This is a genomic window from Peredibacter sp. HCB2-198 (assembly GCF_045999315.1).
Lineage (GTDB): Bacteria > Bdellovibrionota > Bacteriovoracia > Bacteriovoracales > Bacteriovoracaceae > Peredibacter.
Genome location: NZ_CP174607.1, coordinates 2,671,128 through 2,689,495, shown reverse-complemented (window position 1 = coordinate 2,689,495; position 18,368 = coordinate 2,671,128). Strand labels below are relative to the sequence as shown.

The following is an 18,368-nucleotide window of genomic DNA, read 5'->3' as shown; positions in this document are numbered from 1 at the left end:
CACAACATCCCGTTGTGAGAGGCCCCTGACAGATAACAAACTAGCTACCGCAGCTTACGCAAGCTTCTGGGTTATCCAGAGAACAAACCATTGCCGCTTGATTGTCGGCAGCTGTAACTGTTTTCGCAGTTTCTTTAATTGTGAACTTAATTGCATCCACTGCTGGACGAGTTCTAAGATAGTACATACCAGTCTTAAGGCCAAGCTTCCACGCAGCAAAGTGAAGTGAAGAAAGCTTACCAAAGTTAGTATCTTCCATGTGGATGTTAAGCGATTGAGATTGATCGATGTAAGCACCACGGTCAGCGGCCATCTCAAGGATCGACTTTTGCTTAATTTCCCAAACTGTTCTGTAAAGTTCTTTAAGATCAGCTGGAATCTCTGGAATGTATTGAACCGATCCATTATGAGCGATGATACGGTCCTTCATCTCTTCATTCCAGAGTCCAAGCTGAATAAGATCTTTCACAAGATGTTTATTCACCATAGCGAACTCACCAGAAAGAACTCGACGAGTATAGATGTTAGAAGTTACTGGCTCGATACACTCGTTGTTACCGAGGATCTGAGACGTTGAAGCAGTCGGCATAGGTGCCATAAGAAGTGAGTTACGAACACCGTACTGCTTAATTTTCGCTCTTAGAGTTGTCCAGTCCCAACGGTTAGATGGAGTTACACCCCACATATCGTGTTGAAGGATACCTTTAGAGATTGGAGAACCTTCATACGAATCGTAGTGACCGTGCTCTTTAGCAAGATCAGCAGAAGCTGAAAGTGCCGCGAAGTAAATTGTTTCGAAAATTTGTTTGTTAAGCTCGCGAGCTGCGGCCGAATCAAACGACATTCTCATTTTGAAGAACGTATCAGCTAGACCCTGAACACCTAGACCGATTGGACGGTTTTTCATGTTCGAGTAACGAGCTTCTTCTACTGGGTAGTAGTTAAGATCAATGATACGGTTCAAGTTACGAGTTGCTTGGTAAGTAACTTCGTAAAGTTTAGCGTGATTGAATTCGGCTGCTTCAACGAACTTAGGAAGAGCGATAGAAGCAAGGTTACATACAGCGATTTCTTTCTCAGAAGTGTACTGCATGATTTCTGTACAAAGGTTAGAAGACTTGATTGTACCAAGGTTCTTCTGGTTTGATTTCTCGTTCGCTGCATCTTTGTAAAGCATGAACGGCATACCAGTCTCAATTTGTGATGAAATCACTTTGAACCATAGGTCACGGGCCTTAACAGTCTTAAGACCGCGGCCTTCTTTTTCATATTTTTCATAAAGAGCATTGAACTCTTTACCGTGAACATCAGCTAGACCTGGAGACTTGTTTGGACACATAAGAGTCCAATCAGCGTCCGCTTCCACTCTCTGCATGAATAGATCGTTGATCCATAGAGCGTAGAAAAGGTCACGAGCGCGTAGCTCTTCTTTACCGTGGTTCTTACGAAGTTCAATGAAGTCTTCGATATCAGCGTGCCAAGGCTCAAGGTAGATCGCGAAAGCACCTTTACGCTTACCACCGCCCTGATCAACGTAACGAGCAGTATCGTTGAACACGCGAAGCATAGGAACGATACCGTTAGATGTACCGTTTGTTCCGCGGATGAATGAACCTTTCGCGCGGATATTGTGGATTGAAAGACCGATACCACCAGCAGATTGAGAGATAAGAGCACACTGCTTAAGTGTTTCGTAGATACCTTCGATTGAATCGTCCTTCGCTGCTACCAGGAAGCATGACGACATTTGCGGCTTATTAGTACCGGCATTAAACAAAGTAGGAGAAGCATGCGTGAAGAAACCTTCAGAAATAAGGTGATACGTCTTGATAGCTTCTTCAATGTTTCCAACTTGTACTCCTAGGGCCACGCGCATGAACAAGTGCTGAGGGCGCTCAACAATTTTACCGTTAACTTTTAAAAGATAAGACTTCTCAAGAGTCTTGAATCCGAAATAATCGAATTCGAAGTCACGAGAGTAAGCGATCTCAGCAGAGATTCTATCTTTATGCTCACGAGCGAAATTGAAGATCTCTTCAGAGATAAGCGGTTGCTTCTCGCCAGTGAATTCATTTTCGTAGTTATAAAGAGTCTCAAAAGTCTCCATGAACGAATCTGAAGTCGAACGGTGAAGGTTCGCAACAGCAATACGGCCCGCTAGACGAGCGTAGTCTGGGTGAACTGAAGTCATATAAGCAGAAACTTCAGCTGAAAGGTTATCTAATTCATCAGTTGTAATACCATCAAACAATCCGTTGATCGTACGCTTAGCAACCTGAACAGCGTCTACGTATTTTGGATCTAAGTTATAAGTTAACTGAGAAATACGGTGAGTGATTTTATCAAATTGTACGGGTTCTTTTTTCCCTGAACGTGTTGTAACGAACATTTTCTACTCCTTAAAAGTCCATATCTGTTGAGAAAGCGAAGTTTGAACCAGCAGCTTCTTTTGTTGAGTTAACAACACCTGCTTTTTGGTATTCAGAAACTTTTCTCTCGAAGAAATTAGTTTTACCTTGCATTGAAATCAGCTCCATCCAGTCGAATGGATTCTTAGCACCATAAACATCAGAGTAACCAAGCTGTCTCATAAGACGGTCGGCCACGAACTTAATGTATTCTTTCATCATGTCTGCGTTCATACCGATTAGAGAAACCGGAAGAGCTTCAGTGATGAATTCGCACTCGAAGTTTACTGCTTCAGTGATTAGCTCACGGATGCGAGACTCAGATGGTTTATCTTGAATATAGTTTCTGTAAAGAAGACAAGCGAAGTCTGTGTGTAGACCTTCATCGCGAGAGATCAGCTCGTTTGAGAAAGTCAGACCTGGCATAAGGCCGCGCTTCTTTAACCAGAAGATTGAGCAGAATGAACCAGAGAAGAAAATTCCTTCGATAGCAGCGAAGGCCACAAGTCTTTCAGCGAATGAACCGTTTCCGTAGATCCACTTCATGGCCCAGTCAGCTTTCTTTTTGATACATGGAATATTGTCGATCGCCTTGAAAAGGTAGTCCTTCTTCTTCGGATCTTTAATATAGGTATCAATCAGTAGGCCGTATGTTTCAGCGTGGATGTTTTCCATCGCGATCTGAAAGCCGTAAAAAGAACGAGCTTCAGGGATCTGAACATCGTTATAAAAACGAAGCGCTAGGTTTTCGTTAACGATACCGTCTGACGCAGAGAAAAACGCTAGGATATGTGAAATATAGTGACGCTCTTGCTCGTTCAGATTTTCCCAATCATTTAGATCGGAATAAAGATCAATTTCCTCGGCAGTCCAAAAACTTGCCATGGCCTTTTTGTACATGTCCCAGATGTCGTGGTACTTGATCGGGAAAAGTACAAAACGATCAGTTGTTTCTTTAAGTAAAAGCTCCGTGCTTGCGCTCATAACCCCAGCTCCTTCTTCATGATGTGTGTGGTTGTGTTGTTTTATCTGTCTTAAAATAAGCGTAGTAGTTGATCTGACATTTGAAAAGCGAAAAATCTATATATAGTGGTATCGACATTTTTTTGACGGTTTTTATAACTAGATTTAGTGTAATCTCCGATAAAATATATCGAGAAAAACGCCTAAAAATTAACAAATTCTTACATGTAAATGTGCACAATGCGGACGCGCTTTACAAAAGTAAATCAAGAGCGGCGCACACAAACAGCCCAACCACGAATCCGGACAGGGAAATACTTGCCGCCTCAGCACTTCGATATTTTATCCATGCTTCACGCGCTACCACAGACAACATGCATGCACCTGAGAATGAGAGCAAGAAAGGAAGACCTAAGACAGATTCAGAGACAAAACTGTATCCCAGGAAGGCAGAGGAGGCCTCAATTAAGGCCGTAACAAAATTTGCAATGAGCGCTTCTCTTACCTTAAAACCGGCCACTATGAAACTCATCGAGCTCGCCAGTCCCTCAGGTAAATTCTGAACGAAAATGGCGACAGTGAGAGGAAGAGACTCTCTCCATCCAAGAGCGGCCACATCAACTCCAACAGCGAGGCCTTCAGGAATATTATGAAGGCCCATGACAAACACAAAGAGAAAGGCCCGTTGATGGTGAATGTTTTGGGTAAGCTTCTTTATGAGATAGGCCATGAAGAAAATAAAAACGAAACCACAAACCATGCCAAACGGAAGTGCTTTGATCCCACCCATCTCATAGGCCGGATATAATAAAGAAAAGAAAGAAGCACTCACCATCACTCCTCCCCCAAAACTCTCCCACCAGTTCCATTGTGATTCTTTAAAGTAATGATGGAAGAGAACAGGCAGAGAGCCCAGAGTGGTTGAGCCTCCGGTGATAAATAGGAGTCCTAAAAAGGTCGACATGTTCATGCCTAACCTCCTGAAGATGATTGTAACCGTCTCTGAATCCCCTATCCAATTCCTGATTATTCAAGGCCGCTCCATTCTTAATCAAAGAATTTCAAGTACCATTCTTCACTCTGAAAATTATGCGTTTACTAAGTTGAACAGATGCAGAAAGTGATGGAAGGCCTCTGCCATCGCAACGTGATTTCAACTCTTCATAACGCTGGACCAGAATGTGGTCCTTTCGGGGACTATTCAAAGAAAAATTTCTTCGCTAAGAAATCGCAAAATCACTATTCACATTGGGTTTTATTATGCAAAAGAACTTCGCTGCATACTTGGAAAAAGAATTTCTCGAAAGAAGAAGCCGCAATCCTTCTTATTCATTGCGTGCCTTTGCCAAACTACTTGGCGTGGATCAATCTACTCTTTCAAAGTTTTTTAATGGTGCCAGAGATCTTTCATGGACCATCAGAAATCAATGCCTCCAAAGACTGGGTGCCAGCGAGACTGTAATCGCTCAATTTGAAGAGGAAAGAAGAACATTACTAAGTGAGTACGCAGAGCTTGAAGAATCTCTCATGACGGTCATGGGAGATTGGAAATACTGGGGCGTTTTAGAGTACCTAAAAATTGATAACAAGTGCTCTATGGAAGCCCTCGCGGCCCGTTTTCATATTCCGGTAGAAGAGATGCAGGGAATCGTCACTCAATTGCTTAAGCTTGGTTTCATTAGCAATGATGAGAACATCTACAAACTTCTTAAGCCTAATAATACTTGGGTAGATGGATCTAAAACATCTGAGGCCCGTAAGCTTCTTCAAAGAAGACTTTCTCAACTTAGCCTTGAAGCGATTGATAAGGTAGGAATTGAGTCTCGCTACCATGGCTCATTGACCGTTGCGGTAGATAAAAACAGACTTCCAGAAATCAAAGATAAAATCATGGCCTTCCAGGCCGAACTGGGACAATACATTCAGAAAAAAAGTTCTCTTAATGAGGTCTACCAACTGACTGTTTCATTCTTCCCACTCACTAAAGGACAAGAAGCATGAAATTAATTCTAGCTCTCGTACTAATTCTTTCGTTTACAAGTGCCTTTGCCGGCGGCCAGACCGGAAGTGGCATGAATGGCTGTTGGATCAAAAACTTCCACGGAGTGAGAGAATGGCGCTCAATCGAAGAAGTTATGTATCCCGAAATGATCGTCAAAAGACCCCGTGGCACAAATCGCTCTTACGATTCAGCGACTCAATGGTTTTACGTTCCTACAACTCGTTATTACGATATGACCCAGAGATATTTCGCAAGAAGGGCCTATAAAAGATTGGCATTCATCGCCCAAGGCCACCCGAAATCTCACCAGCTTTTTAGCGAGCTCTACAAGCTATTTTCTCAGGTCCAGGTCTCAACTTTGACTTTAAATGGCCTATTCAAGGCGGAACTCTCTGAGAATCATACTATCTGTAAAAGCTTCTCTCCGGCCATGTTGACCTATAAAAACGGCTCAATTGTGGTCTTTAAAAATGTTTTTGAAAGACTTGACCCCCTTTCGGCCGAGATCCTCTATATTCATGAAACGATCCGATTTGCTCAAACGTTTCACCCGGCCTTCTATGATCTAACTGATGCTGAACTTCAACGTCTCACTTCACTTTTCTTTATCAACCGACCAAACACGAACAAGTTTGATGAAGTGCTAAAGAAGTATGAAGAGCGTCTGGTAGTTGGTGCTTATAAAAAAGGCCATTACAGACCCGATTTGAATATGAACAGCACAGAAAGCGTTTTCCGCGTTAAGTTCCAAGAGGCCATCCTCTTTAACGAAGAAAAACTAGGTGATGAGCTCAACGAGCTTCGCATCAACGATAAGGAATTCGAGGAAAGAAGCTATCAGCAAACCTTTGAACTGCTTCAGTCGGCCAATAGACAAAATTAATAAGCTAATAAGAAATATCAATTAGATAAAAACACCTTTGGATACTAGAATTATTCCAACTCTAGTAACCAAAGGATGTTTTATGAAAATCGACAACGGCATCTCAGAAAAAGATCGTAAAGCGATCGCCAATGGCCTTAATCACCTTCTGGCCGACACTTATACACTTTACCTCATGACCCACAACTTTCACTGGAACGTGAAAGGCCCGATGTTTAACACTCTTCACCTGATGTTTGAAACCCAGTACAACGAATTGGCACTGGCAGTGGATCTTATCGCTGAAAGAATCCGCGCTCTAGGATATCCGGCACCAGGAACATATTCAGAATTTGCACAACTAAGTTCAATTAAGGAAGTTAAAGGTCAGCCAAAAGCTGAAGACATGATTAAACATCTTGTACACGGCCAGGAAGCAGTAACAAAGACGGCCCGTTCACTTTTCCCGACAGTAGACAAGGCCTCAGATGAGCCGACAGCTGATCTTCTTACACAACGTATGCAGCTACATGAAAAGAACGCATGGATGCTTCGTAGTTTACTCGAAAAATAATATTTTAATGTGGGCTGCTAGGTAAAACTAGCAGCTCAATTTTTTCAATTTGGCCCCAGATCGAACTCAATTTTCCCCACATAAATAAAAAAATATTCTTAAAAAATTAGGCCGAAAAAAGGTTATCTTTTAAGAGGCTTTCTCGATAAGCCAACACACTTCACGGAGGCGAATTGTGATTTTCTACACTCTTCAGGGACCGAGTCACGAACTAGAAATCCATGACGACAAACTCAGTTTGATCAAGAAAGGATGGCGGACAGTTTTCTCGAAAGAAAATCCTGTTATAAGTTGGGAACTACAAGCGCTTTCAAGATTTGAAATCACTGCCCCTAAATTCTTGTTCTGGGGAAAGATCGAATGGCAGACCTATGATGGACATCGAGGTTCATTTCGATTTAGCACTAACCCCGTAATGGTGAAAAAAATTGAATCTTATATGCAGAAAAGAATTTTGAAAGACTTTCAGAATAAGAAGAACGTAAATGGCCCTAAGAAGGCCGCTTAAAATTATTGATAAAGAAATTCGCTAAATTTCAGACAAATCATCGCAAGGATGAAGAGGAAAACCACTCCCTCAACCACCACAGACCAGTCGTTATCACAATAGCGAAAACATTTGCTCCACAAAGACCTAAGTAAATTTGGCATACAACTATTATATAAAGATTTTCTTGAGGGCACAGACATGTCATCGAGAAAACGATCCATTAGCAATTTGGATCGCTGACCTCATTTAGTTCGTTAATTTTCCCTTTAAGATAGATGTGAAAAGATTATTTGAGAGGTGCTTTATGGATCTACAAATAAACAACCATCTATTTCGTCGAGGCGGAGTCATTGGAAGATTGAATTATTTAAAGAACATGATGATCATTTTTCTTCTGAGTTTCGCCATCTTATTGGCCTTAAGTTACATTCCTACTGAGAATGACTTTGTCTTTTCCGCACTACTTGGACTATCGCTGGTTCTCTCTATTGGGATCTACTGTGTGGGCCTTATTAACTCTTTTAAACGTCTGCGAGACCTCAGAGGAACGACCTACAATGAGACTCCCTATCAAGTGATCACGGCCGTGCTTCTTACCATTCCCTACGTCTCGATTATTCCACTGGGGATCCTACTATTTGCAGAAGGTGCGGTGACGGGCCACGGATCAGTTTTTGGTCGACTTGAAAAGGTCATGTCAAATGATCGTTTGGAAGAATCAGATGAAGAAAAAGAGGCGAAAAAGATTGATAATCTTTCCCGCCTCTATCAGTTAAAAGAAACTGGTGGAATTACAGAGGACGAATACAAGCACTATAAAGACGATGTCTTTAAAAAAAGTGCTTAGTAAATTGTTCTAACACATCCAACTGGCATGCAAGTATTTGGGTACATGCTGTTGTTCATGCAATAACGAATCGCGATGTCTTGGGCGATATAAATATTCTGGCTTACACCTACACCAACTGCCCCATCAGAAGAACGAGCTTCACAGCGGTGAGCAGGTTGAACATCCATTGCTTCAACCGACTCAACCTCAGAAGTTTCAGCAAAAGCAACAGTAGAAAGAACAAGACCAACTAGAACTAGCATTTTCATAGATACTCCTTTTAAAAGTAAAAAATTTGGTGGAGCTCTATTAATGAAAGAAACTTGGTTCGTAAATTTAGAGATGAAAGGTTTTGTGAGATTTGAAATTTTTATCAAGATAGAGCTTAACGAAATCTTAAGATGAATAAGTTTAAGCTTTCTTGATGCAAAATAAATCAAGACATCGTTATTTTGCAGTTCAAAGAAGATTGGAATTTTAAGAGTGAAAAAGCAGAAATTTTAATGAAACAGGCATGAAGTTTTGGAAAAGTATTCTCAAGATTTTTTAAAAAGAGGTTCTCATCAGATGGACGAGAACCTCTTTAGATTATTTAAAGGCAGCTTACGATTCGACAAGTTTCAGGGCGACGGCTGCTGGCCTGGCACTGTTGTAGGGCCATTGATTGAGAAGTGTATCGGTTCATGTGAGTAGCAAAGGCCACTGCACCGTCAGCTGCGTCTGCACGACATTGAATCCCCATCGTGACAGTTGTTGTATTTGCGAATCCAATTGAAGAAAACAATAAACCAATAAGAATAAGATTTTTCATGTGAACTCCTTAAGTTGAGGAGTCTTTACCACAGTGGCCGGAGCGAATGAAATTCTGGGGAATCTTTGTGCTCCAAATGTGAGGGGATCAAACACCATTCTGCGTTAAAACGTCATATTGATTGATAAGGAAGAAGCGAAGAAGATTGCGGGATAAAATCTTAAGTTTCACTTTCCCTGGAGAAAGTGGACTCTACAAAAGAACACCAGAAAAAAGCCCCCTTGCGGGGGCCTTTTATTAGATTTTTTCCGTTTCAGAGAAGAAGTTAAGCGGCTGTCTTACATCCACCACCCCGCCACCTTTTGGTTTTGGGAACTCGATCAAGCTCAACACCTGACCCATACAACCGACACCCTTTTTAGAGAACTGAGCGTCCTTAACTTTGATGGCATACTTAGAAACTTTACCACCGGCACTGATAGTAAAGTTAAGGTCGATTACACCTTTAATCTTATCAGAGTTGGCAATTAGTTCCTGCTGATAGCAGTGACGGAACTGAGGAATGTACTCTCTTAAAATCTTACGAAGTAATTCTGGGTCCATTGAACCTAGAACTACTGTTTTTGGTTCAAGGTAAGAAGAGTCAAAGCCCGATTTAGAAGCAAGACCTCTTGAACCATATGATCCAGAGCCTGAACCGCTCTTATCTGAACCGTTAAACTTAGACACACCAATATTCGCACCAGCAACTAGCTGACCGTTATCTGATGTACCAGAGTTAAAGGTTGTGTCTTTCACAGCACCCTTGGCAGTTGAACCATTGGTATTGATTTTAGGAGCGTCCCCTACGAGGGAGTTAAACGCTACCGAAGATTTGAACTCATAAGACTTCACAGGAGTCGTTTGTACTGGCTGAGCAGCAGCTGGAGTGGGAGCTGCGGCCTTGGCCTGGACCTTTTTATTTTGAGAAGCGGCAGCGAATTCAACCTTCTGATTCGGCTGTTCCGTTTCCTTATGGCCAGTGTTCTCAGTTTTAGAAGTTAACTGTTCGGCCGTAAGTTCTGACTTCTCCTGAGACTCTTGAGGTTTAACCACTTTCTCAGGAAGCTTATACACAACAGCGATCTCTTCCTTAAACTCCTCTTGATGAGGAACTGTAATAAAAAGAAGCACTAATAGTGGAAGGAAAACTGAAGCGAAGACCTTACCACCTTGCTTAAAGAACTCACGGTCACGATAGAAGGCCGGAATTCCTCTCCAACCAGTGGTGTGATCCACTAAGCGGAATGAAACCTGCTCAGTTCCGTGGCTGAAGAAAACCGTATCGTTAAGATTGATCTTGTCCCAATCAGTTGATGGAGTAACAGCTTCAGAAGCATAGAACTTAAGTTCACCATTCTGAATCGAGAAGATCTTTGTATTGTTCAGAGTATGGAAAAGGATATCTGTCTTTTTCTTCTTCTGAGAATTGAAGCTATAGTCACCATTTTTTAGAGAAAGATAAGAAACATCCATCATAAGACCATTCACATAAGAAATGATCTCCAGACGTTTATCTTTAACTGAATAACCGATGTCCAAAACTTCTTCGGTCTGATCTAGGTCAATAAACTCACCATTAACTGAAACCTTAGGAATCTCAGTCAGTGGTTTAAAGTTCGAATCATCGAATTCAATATCGCAGTACTCGCCATCAATGAAAATCAGACCCGGACGAGGAGGAAGTTCGACAGATGCTGGAGTTTGAACCGATACAATCGCCTCATCTGGGTTAAAGACCGGAACGTTTTCTTCCAGACCTTCGATGGCAAAACTTAACGTACCAATAGTCAGAGTGTCCCCTGGGAACACACTGGCCTCATCCACACGACGACCGTTAACAAATACTCCACCTTCAGAATAAAGGTCTTTCACCATGAAGCCTTCACCTTTAAGGCAAAGGAAAGCGTGCATAGAGGAAACAGATTTGTCGTTCAGTTTAAAATCACATTTATCAGATGAACCGATAAGGATCTTTTTCTTGTCGATGATCAAGGCGTCTTCGATCCTTGGATCAAGACATTTTAAACTAAACTGTCCTTGTAAAGTCGCGGTCTTCATACTCTATTCCTCTTTCATTCTTTGAGAGAGAATCTTTTCAATCTTTTGTGAGATGGCCGTTAGCTCAGGAACGTCCGAACGATCTCTGGCGTTCATGATCTCTTTAGCACCTTTCACATCACCCTGACGGATAAGGTAAAGGGCATAAGTCGCGGCAATGTCCTCGCGGCGGAAATGCTCAGGAGGAATCATATTAAAGTAGCGAGAAGCAGTTTTAAGGTCGCCTTTGTACAAATAGGCATTGGCCAAAGAGAAATACACATCAATGTCTTTGTGACCACGGAAGGCACTCTCATTCAGAACTTCGATCGCCTTATCATAAAGACCAAACTGTAAATACAATTGAGACATATTGTAGCGAGGGACCTTGAACTTCGGAGCAAGGGCCATTGACTGACGAAGGTATTCCTTCCCTTTTTCCCACTGCTCATACTTAAAGGAAATCAGACCAAGGTTATTAAGTGCAATGGACTTAATAGTCGGAGTTTTTGTTTCATCCATAGTCATACGGTAAAAGAACTCGGCCTTTGACCACTGGTCTTGAACGAAATAACAGTTACCGATATGAAGCCAGTAGTACGGAGTCTGGCCCTTCGTGATGTATTCTCTTTTATACTTATCAAGAGTCTCTTGAGCTTCACCCTTGTAACAGTTCACTACAGTATGATCAGGATTGGCCTTGGTTAAACGAGTCTCACCCCATCTTAGATAAGATTCATCCGCAAGAGAGTCCCAAGTCACATCATCAATCTTACGATCAATACGAGACGTTGAACATGAAGCGAAGAATAGAAGGGCAAAGATAAAACTAATCGTCTTCATGACCTACTCCTTACTCTTATCCATGGTAAGACCAGTGAAAAATGAGAACACTGGGTTTTCAACTTTTTCAACAGAAGCGATTGAACGAGAGCCCCAAGCAAGAGTTTCTTTCTCTTTAAGGGCCTTCTCTAGATTCTTATCATACTGACGAGCGGCCACCAGGAACTGTTGCGAAAGTTGTTTCATAGCATTCCCAAAATCGTTCATGGTCTGAGCATCCATTCCAGCTGGACGAAGCCCCTGGATGGTTTGACCGATGTGAGAGTATACCTCAGAAAAAAGTCGAGTTGTAAGAATTGCAAGATCAACTTGAGTCGACTGAGTCAGAGGCTGATAACGGTCTTTGAAGTTTTTAAGCTTCAAAAGATAGTTTTCCAAAGACTTATTGAAGGCCTCGCCATCAAATTGAGGCTTGTTCCAAACCACAGTGGCACGAATATCTTGCATGTCTTTTTCGGCCTCTTTGTGGAGGTTGATTTCCTGTAACCAGGCAAGGGTCTCAGGATGCTTAAGATCCTTAAATTCGGCCTGGATATGGGCCTTTAAGTTAATGTCCGTTTTCTCCCAAAACCACTTCTGGAGCGAGAAACGGTACTGAGTGATGTAAGGCTCAACGTGGTGACGTTTAACGAATAAACGAAGGCCGAAGAAGTCCCCTTTCTTCTCATGAAGGGAATAAATCTGGGCCAGGGCCTGGTCACGAACCTCAGGCCTTTTAAGACATTTTGAGTACTCTGAAACGATTCTTTCAGCATCCGCTGCTTTCTCTTCCACAAGTGCTGTCATAACAGCGATCTCATAGAGACGAGTCTGAGTATCGTCTTTTAGGGAACAGAATTTCTTTAAAAGGAAATCTGCGATCTTATATGAAGTATTAAAGTCCTGAAGACGGTAAGTACGTTCTGCCATCTTCATTTGCTCATCACGACGCTCTAACTTTTCTTCTTCAGTCATACGAGCGTAAGCAAGGGCCTGCCAGTGGTAAGACTTCACAGTCTCCCCGAGTTCAAGGTTTAGCATTGAGGCGAAGAAGGCCGCTTGGTATTTTACTTTGTCCGGATAAAGCTTATGCACATAAAGGCTCTCGAAACCTTTAATCGCAGCAACACGTTCACCCTTCTTGGCAAGTTCCTGGTACTGAATGAACAGGATGTTACCCAGAGTGATTTCAGTCTTCTCAATCACGTCTTTTGAGAATGAAAGGAAGCCCGTTTTAAACTCGGCCACCCAATAAGTCAGGCGTTCTGTGTTTTTCTTATCAATGAACTGATCCAGAATCTTCGTCATGAAGGTCTGTTGCTCTTTTAAGTGTTCAGGATAGGCCTTATTATAGGCGCGAATAACGGCAGTTGATTTTTTATCGTCCTGCATTTCGCGGTAGATTTCGAACAGTTTTGGGTAAATCATTTCACTCTTCTCGTCACGAGGCCATAGACCCACGTGTTCCGAGTAAGCGAAGATCAGGTATTTTTTGTTTTCATCTTTATCGAGGACCTCTTGCCCGGTAAGAGCAAGAAGAGAATTGAGAGATTTACGAGCAAGTTCATCATGTTTAACTCTTTTCGCTTCATTGACGGCCTCCACATAACATGGGGCCGCGCTCTTATACTGAAGTACTGAGTAATAAGTTTCGGCCCGGAAATAGAAATATTCAACCTTACGATTCGGATCTAAGGTAATCAGATGCGAGAAATAGTTTAAAACAATTTCAAGTTCATCTTCATTATAGTTACTTTCGTCTTTTTTAACATCCTTAGCCAGTTTTACCTGTAGAAAACCGGCAACTGATCGCATTTTTTCTATGGCGTCTTCCTTCAGAGCGATCTGGAATTTTGATTTTTTATCATCGGCCAGCTCTTGATGGGCCTTTTTATAGTAGGCCACAAGATTGCGAGACATTTTCTCGTGATCTGCAAATCGGTTGTAGTGACGGTAATAATCTAAATAAGTATGAAGAAGCTCTTCCTGGTGTTGATAGAATTCATTCTTATCCACTACCTTCTGAGCGGCATCCAGGATTTCTTTTGTTTCTTTTTCATGACCTTTGTCCGAAGTTTTTAGGGCCATCGGAATAAGGTACGGAACCGGGTCCTTCTCATTATCAAGATAGAACTCAAGTCCATCCAGTGGACGACCGGCATATACATAGAAAGAACCGATATTATCTAATACCTGATCTTTAATGTTCACATATAGAGGGTTCTTCGATTCATAATAAGACTTTTTGATAGTATCAATCGCCTTATCGAACTCGCGGTTTTTAAGATAACACCATGATAGGTTGAACAAGTGCTTTGTCATCCAATCGTCTTCAGTGTTCTTAATCACACGTTGGTAATAAGTGATGGCCTCAGGGAAACGTTTTTCGTTGTAATAGTAGTCGGCCAAGGCAGTTTCAGCATGGTGACGGATTGAATTCTTGTGGTCTTTCACAAGGGCAATCGCCTGCAATAGATATTGCTCAGTAATGTTGTCCCGGCCGTAGTCGCGGGAGTTCAGGGCCATGGCGTACATGACCTCCGCTTTTCGATGGTTCACCGGGTTTTCTTTCAAGATTTTTAGACCAAAGTTCTTGGTCACTTGATAGTAAGCACGAGTCTCAGCAAAGAAACCTTCCTTGTTTCTCGCAAGCGCTGGATTCGTTTTTGATTTCTCCATGAACTCACGGTTATTCTTCTCGTGAATAAGTTTGACCTTCTCTGAATGAAGTTCGAGCATGCGGTATTTGATCTCAACACCTTTACGTTTGGCATTTTCCAGGATCTTCATCTCTTGACCCACTAGAGTCATGAGTTTGTTCCAACGCTCGTTCTTTGGAGCTTTTGTCTCCGCGGCGATGGTTACAGATGAGTAAAGTAGAGCAAAGAGTAGAACTTTCATCCTAGTAATTCCCTTTCACAATGAACTTAAATTGTGAATACCCGGCAAGTGCAGAGTCATGCATAACTCTTTGAACGACGGCATAGTCCATGTCTTTATCAAACACCAGGTTTACAAGTTCGGTATTGGTCTGCTGATTTTTTGCTTTCTTAGCATTATCAGCTTCAATGCCTGCCTTGGCCTTTTTGAGAGCTTCAGTCAGCACCGGCATCTCTCCTGATGCTGGCATACGACCGATTTCTTTGTTGTTCAGGAAAACTTTTGCTTCCTTGTTTACCTGAACTACGGGAGCATAACGAGTCATCGTTCTCGCATCGGAATCGGCCATTTCAAGTCCTTTTTGAAGGTCGAGTTTTAAGTCCGAGGCGTTATAACTTTTAAGCAAGAACACCAGTAGGATCGTTAAGATATCCAGTAATGAAGTGATATCCACATCCACTGCTTCTCTTTCCTTGTGTCTTGTGAATTTCTTTTTCATTTACTTCACTCCATTGTTATCAAACACAATCTGTGGAAAAAGCATGTCCTTCGCTTCTTTTGATTCTTTCGTGCTGTCGATAACTGTGATCAGAGTCTGGAACGAAACTTTAGGGTCAGTCTTAAGAATCATCGTGTTTTCTTTAGGGTTCTGACGTTTAAGTTCCGCGAGATAGTCCTTCATCTCTGTTTTTTGTTCGGAAGCAAAAGTACGTGAGCGTGGGTTTCTTAGACCGGTTTTCACAACAATTTGCTCCTTACTGATTTCCAATGTGAGATTCAGGGGATCCTTCTCCTGCTTCTCATCCTTGGCCTCTTTCGTCATTGGTACCGAAGAGCCGATTTCATACACATCTACGAACTGGGCAGACATCAAAAGGAAGAAAATGAAGATGAACACCGAGTCCAAAATAGGAACGAGGTTCAACTTTTCCGGCTTTTTGATTTTGTGTCCCACTTTCATAAAAACCTCTTAGGCTGCCTTGTCCATTGATGAAGAACCTTTCTTAGTAGCAAGAAGGTCTAGTAGCTTCACTGAGTTCTCTTCAATTTCCTGGATCATTTTTTCACCACGGGCCATAAGCACTGAGTGAACAACCATCAGAGAAATCGCAGATACAAGTCCAAGGGCCGTTGTGTTCATCGCCACCGCAATACCTTCTGCTAGTAGCTGGGCCTTTTGAGAGGCCTCGGCCTGGGCAACCGCTGCGAAAGACTGGATCAGACCTTGAATGGTTCCGAGAAGTCCTAGGAGGGTCGAAAGGTTGGCCGCAAGAGCAAGATAAGAAAGACGTTTTTCAATTTTAGGAACCGCCTCAAGAATACTTGCTTCAAGAGCGTCCTGAATTTGTTCTTTTGTCTGATTGGCACGCTTAAGTCCGTTCTTCATGACAAATGAAAGAAGGGCCGGAGATTCAGAACATGATTGAATGGCGTCCTGCACTTGGTTCCCGATAACATTCTTCTTGATGTTACCCATAAGGCTTGTTCCATCCACGTCGAACTTAAAGTATGCCTTTAAACGTTCAACTGCGATGGCAATCCCTACACACCAAACAACGGCGATGATCCACATAAAGATCCCACCTTCATTCATGAACCGCGCGGCCCATTGAATGATGTTTTCTTGCACAACTGGATTAGCAGCGACTTCTTCCATAAGCGTCCCCCTTAAAGTGACTCAATTTCGTTTGAGATTTTCGTAGATATGAAAACGAAAGATACAATGCCTACATTGAGGAAATGTTTCTTTGTGTGTGAATGATTCATTAAAATCCGGAACAGACTCGTAGAGTCTTTCTTTTTCTCGATTCTAGACATCAACAAACGTGCAACTTGAGATAACGTCCAACAGAAGAATCAAAGAAAAATATATTCTAACAGGCGACATTCTACTCTTCTCAAAACTAATCTCAATCGAGATTTATTAAAAAATGGTAAAATGCCCGCATTCAAAATGTTTATTCACCGAGTGCCTTAAATAGTGGTAGTCACCCTCTCAAGGTGACCACTTTTCGAGGCATAATCGGAGGGACAAGTCGCTGGATTTATTATCTCAGCGACTCTACGTCCTTCTTAATAAAGCCATCGAAGTCTCTTCGTGTATAGAGATCGAGCTCAAAGCGCTTTCTCTCACGTTCACGAACCGAGATGTCCCCGGGGGCAATCAGCTGCCCTTTCACTTCTAAGTTACCTAAGTCAAACTTTTCGTATTTCTTATACTGATAAATCACTTTCTGTTCTTCGCCATAGGCCTCTGACATCATGTACAGCCCAAGGACATAAACTAGGATTCTCATAAATCACTCCTCTTCCGTGGTTTGATTTCGAACAGTTTGACAGTTAGATTTTAGACCCAATGAATAGTCCCCTAACTCATCGGCCCAGAAAGCACCCTGGAAAGTCCAGAAGTACTCAAAGCGTGAACGTTTCACGTTGGAATAGTCCCCGCGGCTACGGTCAGCAATGAGTTTCTTGTTTCCATAAATCAAATCTTTCTTACGCGAAATAATCTCTAGATTTAGTTTAAATAATTCTGATGAAAGAAAAGGCACACCTTCCAGGAACTGAAAGATATCAGTCTTGGCGTTGTAGTTAATTTTGTTAATCATGTTCTCTTTCACTTGCGCCAAGTGGCCAATCAAACGTTCTTGAATAACTGGCTTCTCATTATGAGCGATACGTTTCATTTCCTGATTGATCTTAAAGATCGCATTGAAATCAAGACTGAAACGAGTCTGCTTCTTCATACGAGTGATGATGTGTTTTACGAACTCTTCATGCTTTTTCAGTTCTTCACCTGGTTTGAACATCAGGTTATAAAAATAATTTTGTGAGTTACGGTTCTGCTTCAACACGGCATCCAGTGCCTGGAAGCGAGGACGATACTCTTTATAAAACTGGTTAATGATTGTTAAACTGTCTTCATACAGACAAAGTCTGAAGTAGGACAGGGCCGCCAGATACTCAGCTTCAGGAAGGAAGTAAGTATCAAGAAGTGGCGACTTATAAGTTGTAAGAAGACCTAGAGCACGGTTGTAGTCCCCCATTTGGTAATACACCCATGCTTTTTCTAAAAGTAGATATGGCCACTTATAAGATTGTTTTGGAATCTTACTGTAGGCGTCGATCGACTCTTGGTACTCTTCCACTTTGAAATGGTGACGGGCCTTGTTCACCAGACAGATCTCATACACCATACGGTAGTAACGTTTAATCTTTTCGGTTTTGGCCGAACCTTCGTTCTTCTCTGCTGAGCTCTGGCAAGCTTCATAGGCAGTCAGACGACTCTTAGGAATGTTTTGTTTATCGTAGACCTGGGCCTCTAAAAGTTTTCCTTCCGGATAGTAACGGTGATCCGGGTGGATCTTATCAAATAGATCCAGTGCACGCTTATAGTCCTTCTTCTGCATCGCTTGTCGTCCAAGGATGAATCTTGTGGAAGAAGTTGGATAGCGACTTAAAAGTGACGGCTCATAGTCTTCCAGAAGCTCAATCCCCGTATAGTAGAGAAGATCTTCCAGACGTTTAAGGTCATCGTTAATGATCTCACGTGAATAAGTCTCACGGAAGAACTCGTTAAGAGCTGAATAGTAATACTTCTTGTCTTCAAGTTTCTGAGACAAAGTTTTCTCCGGCTTCTTTTCTTCTGCGAAGACCGGATTCGCGAGCAGTAACGTGAAGATGAATAGTGAAAACTTCATGATTGGC

General features: G+C 42.1%; 18 protein-coding genes. 5 read left to right on the top strand and 13 right to left on the bottom strand.

Annotated features, from left to right (window positions below; translation table 11 throughout):
* Positions 1–40 precede the first annotated feature (40 nt).
* The 3 genes from ACJVC5_RS13585 to ACJVC5_RS13575 all read right to left on the bottom strand — a co-directional run bounded on the left by ACJVC5_RS13585 (position 41) and on the right by ACJVC5_RS13575 (position 4,341).
* Entirely contained in the window at positions 41–2,389 is a 2,349-nt protein-coding gene (locus ACJVC5_RS13585; RefSeq protein ID WP_408096069.1) for a ribonucleoside-diphosphate reductase subunit alpha, read from the bottom strand.
* 10 nt (positions 2,390–2,399) lie between these two features.
* Positions 2,400–3,392, bottom strand: a complete 993-nt coding sequence (locus ACJVC5_RS13580) for a ribonucleotide-diphosphate reductase subunit beta (protein WP_408096068.1) — start codon at positions 3,390–3,392, stop codon at positions 2,400–2,402.
* 232 nt (positions 3,393–3,624) lie between these two features.
* Positions 3,625–4,341, bottom strand: coding sequence for a ZIP family metal transporter (locus tag ACJVC5_RS13575; protein WP_408096067.1), 717 nt, complete (start codon positions 4,339–4,341; stop codon positions 3,625–3,627).
* Between the two features lie 290 nt (positions 4,342–4,631).
* On the opposite strand from ACJVC5_RS13575, the gene ACJVC5_RS13570 reads away from it, so the two are divergent.
* The 5 genes from ACJVC5_RS13570 (at position 4,632) to ACJVC5_RS13550 (ending at position 8,146) form a co-directional block, all read left to right on the top strand.
* The gene (locus ACJVC5_RS13570) at positions 4,632–5,372 is read left to right on the top strand and encodes a TIGR02147 family protein (protein ID WP_408096066.1); all 741 of its coding nucleotides are present in this window, start codon (positions 4,632–4,634) and stop codon (positions 5,370–5,372) included.
* Positions 5,369–6,256 carry a hypothetical protein gene (locus ACJVC5_RS13565; protein ID WP_408096065.1) on the top strand — a complete coding sequence of 296 codons (888 nt, stop codon included), beginning with the start codon at positions 5,369–5,371 and terminating at the stop codon, positions 6,254–6,256. The genes ACJVC5_RS13570 and ACJVC5_RS13565 overlap by 4 nt, the downstream gene beginning before the upstream one ends.
* Before the next feature lie 82 nt (positions 6,257–6,338).
* Positions 6,339–6,809, top strand: a complete 471-nt coding sequence (locus ACJVC5_RS13560) for a Dps family protein (RefSeq protein WP_408096064.1) — start codon at positions 6,339–6,341, stop codon at positions 6,807–6,809.
* Positions 6,810–6,984: 175 nt separating this feature from the next.
* Positions 6,985–7,317 carry a hypothetical protein gene (locus ACJVC5_RS13555; protein ID WP_408096063.1) on the top strand — a complete coding sequence of 111 codons (333 nt, stop codon included), beginning with the start codon at positions 6,985–6,987 and terminating at the stop codon, positions 7,315–7,317.
* A gap of 286 nt (positions 7,318–7,603) precedes the next feature.
* Positions 7,604–8,146 (top strand): hypothetical protein, encoded by a 543-nt coding sequence (locus tag ACJVC5_RS13550; RefSeq protein ID WP_408096062.1) that lies wholly within the window; start codon positions 7,604–7,606, stop codon positions 8,144–8,146.
* Here the strand turns inward: ACJVC5_RS13550 and ACJVC5_RS13545 are convergent.
* From ACJVC5_RS13545 to ACJVC5_RS13500, 10 genes are all read right to left on the bottom strand, one after another.
* The gene (locus ACJVC5_RS13545; RefSeq protein ID WP_408096061.1) at positions 8,143–8,397 is read right to left on the bottom strand and encodes a hypothetical protein; all 255 of its coding nucleotides are present in this window, start codon (positions 8,395–8,397) and stop codon (positions 8,143–8,145) included. The genes ACJVC5_RS13550 and ACJVC5_RS13545 overlap by 4 nt on opposite strands.
* Before the next feature lie 323 nt (positions 8,398–8,720).
* Entirely contained in the window at positions 8,721–8,939 is a 219-nt protein-coding gene (locus ACJVC5_RS13540) for a hypothetical protein (RefSeq protein WP_408096060.1), read from the bottom strand.
* A 237-nt stretch (positions 8,940–9,176) separates the two neighbouring features.
* Positions 9,177–10,979 carry an AgmX/PglI C-terminal domain-containing protein gene (locus ACJVC5_RS13535; RefSeq protein ID WP_408096059.1) on the bottom strand — a complete coding sequence of 601 codons (1,803 nt, stop codon included), beginning with the start codon at positions 10,977–10,979 and terminating at the stop codon, positions 9,177–9,179.
* Positions 10,980–10,982: 3 nt separating this feature from the next.
* Positions 10,983–11,801, bottom strand: coding sequence for a tetratricopeptide repeat protein (locus ACJVC5_RS13530; protein ID WP_408096058.1), 819 nt, complete (start codon positions 11,799–11,801; stop codon positions 10,983–10,985).
* A 3-nt stretch (positions 11,802–11,804) separates the two neighbouring features.
* Positions 11,805–14,681, bottom strand: a complete 2,877-nt coding sequence (locus ACJVC5_RS13525; protein WP_408096057.1) for a hypothetical protein — start codon at positions 14,679–14,681, stop codon at positions 11,805–11,807.
* Between the two features lies 1 nt (position 14,682).
* Positions 14,683–15,159, bottom strand: coding sequence for a biopolymer transporter ExbD (locus ACJVC5_RS13520; RefSeq protein ID WP_408096056.1), 477 nt, complete (start codon positions 15,157–15,159; stop codon positions 14,683–14,685).
* A complete protein-coding gene (locus tag ACJVC5_RS13515; RefSeq protein ID WP_408096055.1) occupies positions 15,160–15,621 on the bottom strand; it encodes an ExbD/TolR family protein in 462 nt (153 codons plus the stop codon). It abuts the gene before it with no gap.
* Positions 15,622–15,630: 9 nt separating this feature from the next.
* A complete protein-coding gene (locus tag ACJVC5_RS13510) occupies positions 15,631–16,317 on the bottom strand; it encodes a MotA/TolQ/ExbB proton channel family protein (protein ID WP_408096054.1) in 687 nt (228 codons plus the stop codon).
* Positions 16,318–16,708: 391 nt separating this feature from the next.
* Positions 16,709–16,957: a hypothetical protein gene (locus ACJVC5_RS13505; protein WP_408096053.1), complete on the bottom strand. Its 249-nt coding sequence runs from the start codon at positions 16,955–16,957 to the stop codon at positions 16,709–16,711.
* Between the two features lie 3 nt (positions 16,958–16,960).
* Positions 16,961–18,361 carry a tetratricopeptide repeat protein gene (locus ACJVC5_RS13500; RefSeq protein ID WP_408096052.1) on the bottom strand — a complete coding sequence of 467 codons (1,401 nt, stop codon included), beginning with the start codon at positions 18,359–18,361 and terminating at the stop codon, positions 16,961–16,963.
* Positions 18,362–18,368 lie beyond the last annotated feature (7 nt).

Bases quoted from the DNA above. Each gene is read 5' to 3' on its own strand.
- ACJVC5_RS13585 (WP_408096069.1), bottom strand. From the start codon at position 2,389: ATGTTCGTTACAACACGTTCAGGGAAAAAAGAACCCGTACAATTTGAT.
- ACJVC5_RS13580 (WP_408096068.1), bottom strand. From the start codon at position 3,392: ATGAGCGCAAGCACGGAGCTTTTACTTAAAGAAACAACTGATCGTTTT.
- ACJVC5_RS13575 (WP_408096067.1), bottom strand. From the start codon at position 4,341: ATGAACATGTCGACCTTTTTAGGACTCCTATTTATCACCGGAGGCTCA.
- ACJVC5_RS13570 (WP_408096066.1), top strand. From the start codon at position 4,632: ATGCAAAAGAACTTCGCTGCATACTTGGAAAAAGAATTTCTCGAAAGA.
- ACJVC5_RS13565 (WP_408096065.1), top strand. From the start codon at position 5,369: ATGAAATTAATTCTAGCTCTCGTACTAATTCTTTCGTTTACAAGTGCC.
- ACJVC5_RS13560 (WP_408096064.1), top strand. From the start codon at position 6,339: ATGAAAATCGACAACGGCATCTCAGAAAAAGATCGTAAAGCGATCGCC.
- ACJVC5_RS13550 (WP_408096062.1), top strand. From the start codon at position 7,604: ATGGATCTACAAATAAACAACCATCTATTTCGTCGAGGCGGAGTCATT.
- ACJVC5_RS13545 (WP_408096061.1), bottom strand. From the start codon at position 8,397: ATGAAAATGCTAGTTCTAGTTGGTCTTGTTCTTTCTACTGTTGCTTTT.
- ACJVC5_RS13540 (WP_408096060.1), bottom strand. From the start codon at position 8,939: ATGAAAAATCTTATTCTTATTGGTTTATTGTTTTCTTCAATTGGATTC.
- ACJVC5_RS13535 (WP_408096059.1), bottom strand. From the start codon at position 10,979: ATGAAGACCGCGACTTTACAAGGACAGTTTAGTTTAAAATGTCTTGAT.
- ACJVC5_RS13530 (WP_408096058.1), bottom strand. From the start codon at position 11,801: ATGAAGACGATTAGTTTTATCTTTGCCCTTCTATTCTTCGCTTCATGT.
- ACJVC5_RS13525 (WP_408096057.1), bottom strand. From the start codon at position 14,681: ATGAAAGTTCTACTCTTTGCTCTACTTTACTCATCTGTAACCATCGCC.
- ACJVC5_RS13520 (WP_408096056.1), bottom strand. From the start codon at position 15,159: ATGAAAAAGAAATTCACAAGACACAAGGAAAGAGAAGCAGTGGATGTG.
- ACJVC5_RS13515 (WP_408096055.1), bottom strand. From the start codon at position 15,621: ATGAAAGTGGGACACAAAATCAAAAAGCCGGAAAAGTTGAACCTCGTT.
- ACJVC5_RS13510 (WP_408096054.1), bottom strand. From the start codon at position 16,317: ATGGAAGAAGTCGCTGCTAATCCAGTTGTGCAAGAAAACATCATTCAA.
- ACJVC5_RS13505 (WP_408096053.1), bottom strand. From the start codon at position 16,957: ATGAGAATCCTAGTTTATGTCCTTGGGCTGTACATGATGTCAGAGGCC.
- ACJVC5_RS13500 (WP_408096052.1), bottom strand. From the start codon at position 18,361: ATGAAGTTTTCACTATTCATCTTCACGTTACTGCTCGCGAATCCGGTC.